The organism is Paraburkholderia solisilvae (genome assembly GCF_902859875.1).
GTDB lineage: Bacteria > Pseudomonadota > Gammaproteobacteria > Burkholderiales > Burkholderiaceae > Paraburkholderia > Paraburkholderia solisilvae.
In genome coordinates this window covers 227,169-239,961 of record NZ_CADIKF010000002.1, presented here as the reverse complement: position 1 = coordinate 239,961, position 12,793 = coordinate 227,169, and the positions used below count along the sequence as shown (strand labels likewise).

The 12,793-nt window shown below is 62.3% G+C and carries 1 protein-coding gene; it reads right to left on the bottom strand.

The features are described 5' to 3' along the window. Positions 1–7: 7 nt before the first annotated feature. A complete protein-coding gene (locus tag HV675_RS02440; RefSeq protein ID WP_246270075.1) occupies positions 8–12,577 on the bottom strand; it encodes a filamentous haemagglutinin family protein in 12,570 nt (4,189 codons plus the stop codon). Between the last annotated feature and the right edge of the window lie 216 nt (positions 12,578–12,793).

The window sequence follows — 12,793 nt, the reverse complement described above, 5'->3', positions numbered from 1 at the left end:
CCTTCGATCAGATCTTGCCCAATTTCTCCTGCTCCGCCTTGCTCATCACTGCCCGCTGGGTCGCACCGGTTCCGCCGAATCCGATAACGGACACCGCGCTCGAAGAATCGTAGCCGACCTGCTGACGCTTCCGCTTCTTCTGATCGTCATCGCCATTATCGTCATCGTCGCCGAACCCTTGTACCTGCACGGAGATGACCCAGTGACGCTGAGGACCATTGCCCACCTGGCTTCGCGCGAGATTCGCCGCAGCCTGCGTCACCGCCGATGCCGCCGCGCTCGCTGAGGTCAGCGCGCCCGTATTCACCACCGCCGCGGTCGGCACACCCGTTTGCGTGCCTTGCGTCTGAAAGTTATCCGCGTTCGCTACATGCAGCGCCGCGACGTTCAGATTGCCCGACGTACGAACACCGGCATCGCCCGCATCGACCGTACCGCGCGGTGCAATCAGGTCCACGTTGCCCCGCGGCGCGCCCGGAATACTCTGCAGCGTTGCGATACCGGCGCCCGTCACCTCACCGCGCGCATCGACCGTACAGAAGTGGTTCAGATCGCACGCGTAGATCGGCGTCGGAACATCGGCCGACGTCGTCGCGCCCTTGCCCGCATTGATGTCGCCGTTCGAGCTCCAGATCGTCATGTCGCCGCCCTGCTCGGTAAAGATACGGCTTTGCGCGAGCAACACGCTCTGGTCGGTGAAGATGTTGATGTCGCCCTGCTCGAGCGTGAGAATGCCCATCGTGCCGGGGCCGGCGACAACATTGCCGGAACTATCGACAATCTCCGGCGGCGCCGACGTGCTGCCCACCAGCGCCTGTCCACCCGGGCCGAGAATCGAAACATTACCGCCCTGCTGCGTCTGGATGGTCGTGCTGCGGATGTCGAGGTTGCCGGTATCCACCAGCTTGTTCGCACCGTTCGTGCCGCCATCCAGATTATTCGCCGTATAGCCTAACGATGCCGGGAACAGCGCGTTGATCGCCTGGTAGCCACGCTCATATTGCTGGAAGAACGGGCTGGTCGGATTGTTGAAGTCGTTGCCGACGTCGGTCAGCACATTGAACAGCACCTGCTGCGCAAAGATTTGCTGCACGTACGACGGCAATGCCTGGAATTGCGACCACGCCTGTGCGGCCGTGAGGGTGCCGACATTCTTGAGCGCCGTGGACTTGTCGTTGGCAAGGCCCGTATCGACGCCCTGCCCGGCGTCATACTGCTCCATGAAGGTGATCAGCGCATCGGTCGAGCTCGGCACGCCCTGCACAGAGTTGGATGGATCGATGTAGGCCGAGATGAAGTCGCTATAGTCAACGCCCGGACTGATGCCGAACAGCACCTGAATGTTTGCGCTTTCGTGCGGCAGGTTCGGATTGTCTGCATTGCCGACCGCCTCGATGCCAAGAACGGTTGGTACGCCGGGGAAACCAAGCACATGAGCCGCTACCAGTTGCTGCTCGTTCGTCAACGGCCCGATATTGCGGCCTGCTTCGACGTCGAATGTGCCTGGGCCACCCAGCACGAGTCCTGGTACCACGGTGCCGTTAGACACTAACGGCGTATCTGCAATATCACGTCCCGCGAGTATTCGCGTCACGTCATCCTCTCCCAGATTTTGCCCCTGGAACGACAGATTGAGGATATCTTGGCCCGCCTCGATCAGCGCTGGTTTATCGACTGCCAACGCAACCAGATGGTCGTAGAAGCCCGCGTTCAGACCGGTCGGCTCCAGGAAGCCATCGACAATGCTGCCCTCGAGACTGTAGACACGCACCGGATCCGTATCGTCCGCATGCAGCGGCGTCTGTGCGTGATCTGCAGAATTGATATCGACCGGCAGCGGAACCGGCGCGTCCGGATTGGTCGGAGACGGCATCGCCGAAGGATCGATGTCCAGCATGCCGAATACCGGGCTTGCTTCCTTGCGTCCGGAGTTATCGCTGACCGTGGCGTTCAGATTGATGGTCTGATCCGCAATCAGACTCAGATTTCCAGTCGCAGACGGGAAGAGAGAGCCCCCCGACTCGATGTTGATGCCGCCGGTGAACGCGGTCAGATCCACCGTGGCGGGCAGTACGTTACTGGCCACGGTGTTCATCAAATGGCTGAGTGGCAACGCTGTCACGTCGAGCGTACCGAACTGGATATCTCCCGTCGTGGACTCGACATTCAATGCTGAAGATGCCGAATAACCCTGACCGTCGCCCCCCGCAAAATACGAAGGATCAACCGTGGCGCCGATATTCACTCCCTGCCGGGCACTGATATTGAATACCCCGTCTTGCGCAGCGAAGATGGGAGCTACCGGATCGGGAACTGGCGGTATCCCAACAACCGAAGGTACAGTGAAATCAAACCCGATCTGCCCACCCGCCGAAATCGTTCCCGTACCCTTCGCGACAAAGTAGTCGCCGCTAAACAGGTCACCACCAGCGGTCACCGTCAGATTGCCCCCGCCGACCGTGTTGACCGTCGGGCTGCTGGTGTTCGCGTTAGTCAGATACCAGGTAGTGGGCAGCGACACGGCGAGGTCCGAGATATTTCCGCCCGCGCTGATCGACACATTGCCGCCCACACTCATCACGCCCTGATCGAACGCGCCGAAGTTGATCGACGTCTGCACGATCTGGTTCGATGCCCCCAAGGTGTTGCCGGTCTGCATCCAGGGCGTCCAGAACTGGCTGATGTTCGTGCCGGCGGTGCCGGTCACCGCACCCGTCGTGTCGACCACGTTCTCCAGGCCATTGATATTGCCTTGTACATCGATCGTGATGTCGCCCGCGGAATCCGAATTCACAGCCGAAGTCACGAGAAGATCCGGCCGCCCTTGAGTCGTGTCACCCTTCAGGATCAGCGCGGTCGGATTCACCGTCGGCGAGTCCGCCGCCGGGGCGCCGGCGGTATAAATAACACCCGGCACGACCGGGGCATTTCCGTCGTCTTGTTGCGCAGTCGTGTCGAACAAAGAGAGGTCGTTGGCGGCCGCAATTTCGATTGAGCCCACGCCCGTACGAATCATCGTCGGCTCGAGCACCATGTGGCCCGTCGAATCGACATACTGGAACTGTCCGCTAAGCGTCACGCTTCCGTCCGCCGCCGCTTTCGCGACCGATGCGGCTTGAACCGCGAGGGGATTGGCGCTGGTGAAATCCGCGCCCGCGACGATGCGGAAGCTTGAACTTGGTCCACCAGCGAGCGTGGCGGACAACAGCGGCAACGGGTCGTTCGCCGCATGAGTCGGGGATGGCGTATTGTCAGTAACGGCCGGAAGGCTGACTGATGTTTGGCCTGGGAGCGCGGTGTCGGACTGAAAGGCTGGTGCGACTGGCGGCGGTACGTTGACACCCGAAGAGTTGACGGCGTTTGTCACAAAGGCTGCGTAATTCGCGAGATACACGAAATACGTTGATGGCTGCTTCGTCTGCATACCACCGGTTGGGGGCGCCGGAGGGGTCACCGGGTTCGGTTCATTTTGCAGTACATCAAACGTATCGCCCCAATCGAAATGCGGGTTGACACCAAGGGCCTGCGCCACTGACGCCGGCACTCGCGAATCCAAAAACTGCACATATGCCGTATAGAGTGCGTAGTACTCGTCCTTTTCGTCGCTATCGCCCGGCACGATTTGCGGTGCCGGGACATTAAGACCAAAAACACTGACGTTGTAATTGGGCAAACCGAGATAAGCGAAATAATAGGGAGTAGCGTCATACGCAGCAAGCGCAGCGGCATACGTTCCGTATTTCTCGTAGACCGGTATCGGAATCGAACCGCCGCCACCCAGCGGGTTGGCAATCTGGAAGAACCCGTCCGACAGGCTCGCCTTCACGTCGACGTTGTTTTCGGCCTTAAACGTGATGATCGGCGCCTGCCCATTGGCAAGGAAACGGAACGCCGGATTCCCCGCCGAATTTAACGCGCCGAGGTTCCAGTTCGTCAGCACAGAGATATTGCCGCTGTTGATGTTCGGGTCCGGGTTGTCCAGTTCGATGCCCGGCACAACAGTAAAGGCCGTGTTAGCGAACTGGGCCGCCACGCTGTTCGCACCGTTCTCCACGAAACTCATCAACGTGCCGGGCGTACTACCGTCGTTGTTGACAAAGCCATAGAAGGCCACGTGATTAGCATCGGCCGTACCCGGCGAGAAAAAGTCGTTCTGAAGCAGTGTCTGCAAGTCCTGCGCGATCTTCTGCGGCGACGCACCCGGATCGCTCGACAGCGTATCGTTTGTCGCGTCGTAGGTAATCGTCGTCGAACCATCCTGGCTCGTGAAGGTGCCCGACAAAAGGTTGCCGCTGCTGTCATACCAGCCCGCGGGGTCGACAATGCCGTCGAAGTGCTGCTGCGGGTTCGTGCTTTGATCGTCGGTGCTCCACACCGCATACGCTTCGATCGTCGTTGCACGTGAGCCGACAATGGTCGCGCCAGGCGACACCTGCACGTTGACGAGACCATTCGTCATGATCGGTGCACGGATATTCACCGTGCCACCCGACAGCCCGCCGGCCGTTCCGCCGGATACGTCGATCACCGACTGGCCGCCGAGCACGATAAGACCCGACTGGTCCGGCGTGACATTCTCGTAGCCGTAGGTCGAATTCAGGCTCGTCGTGCTGCCGTTGCCGGCGGTGCCGATGTTGACCGTACCGCCGCGCTGGTTCGGATTCAGGTGCTGGTCGTCGCACGGGCCGCCCGGCAGGCAGGCTATTGCAATCAGCGAACCTTCAACATCAACACCGCTCTTGCCGTACAGGTCGATCTCGCCACCGACAATGCCCGACGCGTTGATCGTGCCGTCGATATTGACGTTGCCCTCGCCCGTATTCGCGCCGCCCGCGCCGCCGTCGGCCGTGAGCGATACCGAATGCGCGGTAATCGTGTTGCCGGACGACAGCGTCAGATTGCCCGTATGGGTCTCCACCGAGATCGCGTTGTTTACACCGCTGGACGCAAGCGTGGCCGCAAGGCTGTCGAGATCGACTGCGCCACCCGTATTCAGCGAGAAAGAACCACCCATGAAGCCCGCTACCGCATTGCCGTTGAGCGTGCCATTCAGGTTCACCACCTGGTCCGGCGCCGAGAGCGTCACGCTGCCCGCCGCGCCCCCTTGGCTTGTGCCCGAGAAATCGAGCGTCGCGCCCGACTGCACATTCACGCTGCCTTGGTCAGCCGTCAGCGTGATCGAACCGGCGGGGGCAAAGAGCGTGGTATCGAAGAATTGCTTTGCCACACCCGCTGAACTGACGAGCGAGCCCGCGCCGACGGTCAGGTCCCCTGTGGTCGCTTCGAGGCTGACATTGCCGGCCGGCGCTTCGATGGTCGCGCCGTTGTCGTTGAGCGTGCCGCCCGTGAACGAGATTTCGCCGCCCACCGGCTGCAGATCGAGCGCTGTGCCTTGCGCGGAATTCAGCGTCAGCACGCCGGTCGTCGTGATGGTCTGGCTCGAACTGGTATCGGCCAGATAGACCGGTGCGCTCATTGTCACCTGCGACGCACCGAAATCGAATGAGCCCGTGTTCTGGCCGACAATGCCGCCTGTCGCATTGAAGGTGGCCGAGCCGAAGCCCGAGGTTGCCTTGTCGCCCGTGCCGAAGTCGATTTCGTTCGCGTTGACCGTCAACGTGCCCGATCCGCTGGTCCCGGCAGATGCCGAGCCGCCCAGCTCGTTCGTGAATTCGATCTCTTTGCCGTTCAGCGTGACTGCGCCACCGTTGCTCGTAAACGTGCCCGCGCTCAGATCGACATTCGGGCCGAACGTCACGTCGACGTCGCCGTCGAAGTTCATCGCGCCCGAACTGCGCAGAATCAACTCCTGCGTGTTCGACAGTTGTGCAAGTTGCGTAACACCGATCACGAAGCCCGGCAGTGCTGCCGCGGCTTCGCCCGTCTGGTCCGTGAACGTGATGGCGGAACCGTCCACCGCAATTGTGTTGCCCGAGAACGTCGCGGTCGGGTCGAACTTCAGGTTGCCCGACGAATCGAGCGTCAGCGACTGGCCGCCCGACAAGGTCGCGTCGGCGCCGATTGTCAGCGAGCCGGGGTTGGTCGACACATCCGTCGTATCGAGGCGTGTCACGGTCACGTCCGCACCGTTCGAAACACGCACGAGCGCTCCGTCGCCCGATACGCCGCCGCTGCCGTCGCTGGCGGGCGCCACACCGATCGTAATCGGCAGGTCCTTCGCCGCGGGGTAGGTTCCTTGCGCCGCGATCACACTGCCCGGATCGATGCGCAGACCGTTCTGCGCATTTGCATCGGCGCCGGTCGGGTCCGTCTTCGTTACGAGCAGAATCTCGGGTCCGGTCAAAGGATCGGATGCGTCGTTCGACACGACGACGCTATTGGCGATCGCATCGATCGTGATGCCGCTCGAAGTCTGCGTGCGCGTGCCGCCGATCAGCAGACTGCCTGCATCGAGCGAGTCGAGCTGGTCCGCGCTGATCTGCAGGTAACCGGGCAATGCCGCTTCGCCATTGCCGACAATCTGGATGTCCTGCGACGCGATATCGACTTCCGCCGGCGCACCGCCGGGGCCTGCCGCCGTATCGAGCTTCGCGCCCAACGACAGCGAAGTTTTCGCGGATAGCACCAGTTGCCCGGCGTCGACAGGCAGCGGCGGCGTAACGTTGCCCGCACTGGCCGCCAGGTTCGGGAAGAACGCGTTGGCGCTGGTCAATGTGAACTGCGAGTACTGCTGCCACACCTGGCCCGACTGCACGTCGAAAAGTGTAGGTGTCGCGCTGCGGGAGCCCGAAAGCGAATTGCCGAAGTAGCCGGCCACCTGGATCGTGCCGTCCGGCAGCGTCTGGCTCGAACCCGGCGCGACCGGGCCGGTGGCCGACGAGACCGTCACGCGGAACGCGCCCGGCACCGTCGCATACATGGCCGGCAGCAGCGTATAGAAGCCCGCCGGCAGGCCCGGTACGCCGGACAGATAAACGGACTGGCCCACTGCGCTGTTCAGCGCAGCCTGGCCGACACCATCGCTCTTTGTGGTTGTGCTTGTACCGCTCCCATTGGTCGACGGTTGCACGTTCTGCGCGAACATCGGGTCGTACGCGGCCACCGGCGACTGCTTACCAGGCAGGATCGCGTAGACGTTCGAAGCGTTCGCGTTCGTTGGCACAGCGGTGCCATTCGGGTTCGACGCAAAGCTCACATTAAACTGCGATAGCACATTGCGCGTGCCGCCGGTGCCCGCTACGAACTCCGCAGCCTGAAGGTCGCCGCCGCCCGACAGATCGATCGTTGCGCCTGCATTGAGCGCCACATTGCTGCCGTTCGCGCTGATGAATTTCGCGGGCGGAGCGCTCAGGTCAGGCGCCGCATTCGCATTCGGTACCGGATTGAACTGCCATTCGACGCCGTCGACCGTCGTGCCGAACGGAATAATCGCGCCCTCTTCCGACACCGACGTGAAGCTGCCGCCCGCGAACGTAACCGAATCGGTCGCGACCAACGGTGTCGTGCTAGCGCCCCAGTTGAACTGGGCCTGCGTCGCGGTGTCGTTAGGATCGCCGACACCGAAGATCAGGCTGCCCGCAGGCGCGCGCACGGTGCCGCCCTGCACGATATTGGTCGCATCCACCAGCAACGTGCCGCCGGCGGACAGCGGCACGCTCGACGCGCCGTTCGATTCGAACGTCACCGTGGTCGGCGCAGGAGCGCCGCTCGAACCGGTCGGACCAACCGCGTCGATGATGAAGGTCGAGCCGGTGGACGGATACAGGTCCGCGGCCTTGAAGGTCAGGTTGCCGGGTGTGAAGAGCACGCCGGGATCGAGCGCGTTTGTACTGTTGAGATTCGCGTTTGTCGAACTCAGCCGGATATCCCCGCTGCTCGTGAAATTTGCCTGCCCGAAGTTATTCAGCTGGAACTGGTTTTCCAGATCGATGAACGACGCATTGACGTTCAGCGTGCCGTCGCCTGCGGCAAAAACCGGATCGACCTGAGTGACAAAACTGCCGAACGTCGGCCCCACGAGAGCAACGTAGGGCGCGGTTATTGAGACGGTGGTGTCTGTCGATGCAACGTCACTTCCCTGGTTCTTCAATAGCGAAGCGAGCGTCGTCGTCGACGTCAGCTGGCTGACGGCGTTACTGTCCAGCGCCGCTATCGTCTCCGCATTGATGATGACCGCTTGCGCCAGATTCAGGTTGACGTTGCCGCTAAACACAATCGGCACAGCGCCTTGGGTGGCCATCGGCGTACCAGCCGGTGCGCCGAGTACGAGCGTCGAGATACCCGATCCATCAAGGCGATCTGCTGCAAACTGCAGCACGCCCGTCGGTGCGCCAATTGCCGAGGCAAAGCTTTCCCCGGGCTCGAGGCCCGCGGGCACGAAGTCTCCACTCTGCTGGATGACCAGCGCGGTTGCGCCGGGCAACGGATTCTGGTTGCCAAGCACCCCGAAAGGCGTCGTCGGCGTGCCAATTGGAATCGGCAAGATAGAGAGCGTACCGCCTTGCGCCAGCGGCGCACCGCCGTGCGCGTCGAGCGTGCCGTCGAAAAACAGGCCGCTCGACGCCGCCAGCGTGATCGAGCCAGCATCGCTCCACACCGGTTGCGACGCAAACCGACCGTTCGCTTGCGGCTGGTCGAGGTTTGCCGAGGTGCCCGACACGTCAATGCGTGAACCCGCCTGTGCAACGATGTAGCCGGAGTCGTCGGAAATGGTCACCGACCCACCGGGCAGTACCGTGCCCGTGGTCGGAATAAACGTGCTCAGACCATTACGGACCGGCTCAGCAAACGGATCGGTCAGTGCCACGCCGGCGACGTCGAGCAACGCATTGGGTCCGAGCCACACCGACTTACCAGCGCCCGTGAAAACACCCTCAGCGCCGTTGTATTGCCCGGTCACATCGAATGTTGAGCTGCTACCGCTATCGGCACTCAACGTGATCGAACCGCCCGGAGCAATCAGAGAACCCAGCACAGTGACCTGTGCGGGCGAGCCCAAACCAATACTCGCACCCGCGTCTGCGACAACGGACGCGCCCTCGCCGATTGTCACCGCGCCGGTGACGCCCGGGTAGTCGGGAACGACCGGCGGTGCAGTTCCTGTCGTGTTGTTCGTGACATGCCACGCTGCATAACCACCGGCCGTCAGCACCAGATCCGTCGGCTGCCGGTCGAACGCGTCGGTCGTCCCGAGCGTCGTCAGACCGCTCGTCGAAAGGTCGGCGCCGCTGGCCACATGCTGCAGCGAGGAGAAGTCGGGAATCAGGTTCTGCTGGGTCACATCTACCGTCGCACCGGGCGCGACAGTTGCGTCGAGATACGCATTCAGCACATAGTTGCCAAAGCCTTGCTGCAAGAAAAAGTCGGTCGGCAACACCGTCGTGTAAGCAGGCGCCGACGTCGGATCGCCACCAACCTGGATATCCAGCACCTCCAGTGTCAGTGTGCCGCCACCCGAGAAGCCGAAGCCGCGAATCGTGCCGTCCATATGCAACAGCGGGTCCGTGGGCAGCACTGCGGGGTAGCCGGCCTGATCGACCAACGTCTGCAACGTAACATTGCCGCCCTTGCCCTCGGCAATACCGTTATTCATCAGCATCTGACCGTTGGCCTGCATCTCGCCGCCGCTGGACACATCGATCGAGCTGCCCGGCTGCAAATCGACGCCGTAACCTGCGGCCAGCGTCACGGAGCCGCCGTTGATGAACTCGCTATCGCCCGGCGTCGTTCCGGCCGCCAGTTGCGTATCGTTGTTCACCCACTCGCCGGCCGTGCTCAGGAGCGCATCAGGTCCCACGACGATGTTGCCCGACGTCGGGCTAGCCGTCACACCGGAATTGATCGAGAGCGAAATCGAAATCGTACCGGACGGGACGATCAAGTGGCCGTCTATCTGCGCATTTGCGGTATTCGGAGCATTCAGCGTCAACGAACCGCCAGGCTGCAAACTCAACACAGTTCCATCAGGCACGACAAAACCCTTGCCGTTAACCTTGTCTTCCGTTACGTTCACGTTCGCGAAACCGCCGTCGGAGAGCATCGCGGTGGGCACCACCATGTTGGCGGTAATGTTGTTCGGGTCCGTCGCAGGTAACGCATTGTTTGCCGCCGTATCGATCGGCGTACCGATTGAAAAATCCGGCGCGATACTGCTCAGTTGCGGTGGAGTGTTCTGCAGGATCACCGTGCCGGTTTCGCCAGTGGTCGAAGTCAGTGTACCCAGCGTCAGACCCGCAATGTTGCCAGGGACGGCATGTGCGCTCAACGTTGGGTCAGCGCCGAAATTGAACGTGCCGCCCACCGCCTGATCGTTGTCCTGCACCTGCTTGGAGCCGCTGAGCGCCTGGGCGGTGATGTTGCCGTCCAGCACCATCGACGAGGTCGCGAAAATATCCAGCGTGCCGGCATTGCCGCCAACAATGAAATCGCCTTCGTACGCACTGCCCGACAGCAGCGGGTTCGTGTACGTATTGTTGATGCCCCAGCGCGGATGACTGTCGACGAACTCGCCGGCCACTGCGATGTAGGTGTCGTTCGGATCGGCCTGGCCGATCGGCACAACCGCACCGCTCGCGTCGATCAGACGCGTCGTGTTGACCATGCCGCCGAGGTAATGGACATACCCGCCGTTCAGGTTGATCAGCGACCCGGAAGCCGTCATCACCTCATTGCCCGCCAGGATCACCGTGCCGCCATTCATCAGCAACTGGTCGACCGTGCGCGGAATCAGGCTGACAAGACCGGCAATGTTCAGGACCGGACTGCCGACCCACTCGACGCCGTCGCTACGCGTGCCTGACAACGTGCTGTCAACTACCACGTCCTTCAGACCGAACAGAAAGCCGTCGCGCAACAGCGGCGAGTCGGCCAGTTCGTTACCGCCAATGAGCGGCACCGTCACGAGCGTATCGGCAACCGGCAATTCGACGTTCGACAGCCCCGACACGTCGATCGTCGCGCCGTTGTCGAGAAGAATGCGGCCGGGTACGGCTGTGTCGCCGGGCGGAGTCGCGTCCAGCGCCGCCGACGGCGTCAGCGCCGCCACCTGCACCGTCGAACCCGGTGCCTCGATCAGCGAGCCTGACTGGAACCACACCGACCCTGCGGTCACGGTGATGCTGCCCGGCGTGAAGACCGTGCCCGGCGCGGAAGTGGCCGTCACGCCATCCGTATCCGGCATGACTGTCGTTACGGAATCCGGACCGAAGGTGAGCAGACCGGCGCGGTGTGTGGCGATCGCCACCGGGTCGGTTTGTCCGCCGATCGCCGTTCCACCATTATATGAAGTCCCTGTCGGCGTATTCGCCTGATACTCGTCGACCGTCGAAATGGTAATGTTGCCCGGCGTGTTCACGCTGGTCGTCACACCGACAACGCCGTTCTGCGCAACGCTGCTGCCAAGCAGATCGACGGTGCCGCGTGCGGCCTGAATAATGCCGGAGTTGACCAAGGCTCCCGCTGGTGTGACATCCTGCCCATTCAAGACAAGTTCGCCGCTGATCTCAGGCACAAACTGCTGCGGCGCCGCCTGATTGGGCCGCAGACTCACACCCACACCGGCTGCGAGGATCACCTGACCACCGGTCGCCGTGATGCTGCCGCCATTCGTCACATTCGGCGCCGCGATCATCACAAAGCCGCCGTCGCTAACCGTGCCGTCCGTCTGCGTCGTGATGGATGCGCCCGGCTGAATCGTGATATTGCCCGGCAGGGTGTACTCACTGGGCGAACTGATGTTCACGACATTGCCGAGTCCCAGCACCTCGTTCGGCGCGCCAGCCGGGGTACCACTGCCGCCCTGCGCCACCGACTCCAGCGCCGCCAGTCCCCCTTGCGAGCCCGACTGCATGTTCAGGAACAACTGGTTGCTCTTCGCAATATCGCTAGCGCCCTGCGTCGGCGTATCGCTCTGATTGAGCAGATCCAGCGACGAAGCCAGCAGCGAGTGCACGTTGACCTGCGACCCCGCGCCAAACAGCACGCCGTTGCGGTTGATCACAAACACCGAACCCTCAGCCTTCACATTGCCAAGAATCTGGCTAGGCAATCCCGTCGGATCCATGATCCGGTTCAGAATCACCCAATTGTTCGCGCCATTGGATTGCGTACCCGCAGACTGATTGAAGTACAGCGTCGTCTGCCTGCCGACGTTCATCGACGTCCAGGTCGCCACCGCGCTTTGCCCGGTCTGGTCCACTTCAACCGTCACATGCCCGCTCGAATCGACCGACTGCGTCGGCGCGTTCGCATTGATCCACAGGTTCGGGTTGCTGAGATTCGAGGTAGCCGCGGTCGGCGTACCGTTCGCATTGAACGCGACACCCGGCGCCACCTGCAGCCCGCCGGGCGCAAGGCCGTTCGGCACGTTTGACGTCGCCGCCGCGTTAGCGGCCGCCGCCTGCTGCGCGGCGATCTGCTGCGCAATGCCTTGCGCGGCGTTCGCCAGATTGCGGATCGAGGTCTGGCTGGCCTGCTGCGCCTGCTGCGGCGTGACGCCGAGATTCGTGACGCCTCCGGCGCCGCCTGCGCCACCCGCACCACCTGTTGCGCGCCCGCCGGCCACACCGAGATTGATGATGCCTGCCTGCGCATGCGCGGCAAAGCCGGCTGCGACCATCACTGCAATGGCCCGGCACACAGGCCGGACAGTCGCTCTCAAGACAGTGGGTGATTGGTGTAGGTGTTTTTCTGCGCGTGCACGTGCCGCCATTTCTGCATCCCCAAACTCGAAAATTGTTGCCAGCTTCCACGGTGCGCCCGGACGCGGTTCCGCAGATGCATTCCCCGAAATCGCCTTGCGAGGCGATAAACGTTCAGAAGTTACGGACCCGCC

Bases quoted from the DNA above. Each gene is read 5' to 3' on its own strand.
- HV675_RS02440 (WP_246270075.1), bottom strand. From the start codon at position 12,577: ATGGTCGCAGCCGGCTTTGCCGCGCATGCGCAGGCAGGCATCATCAAT.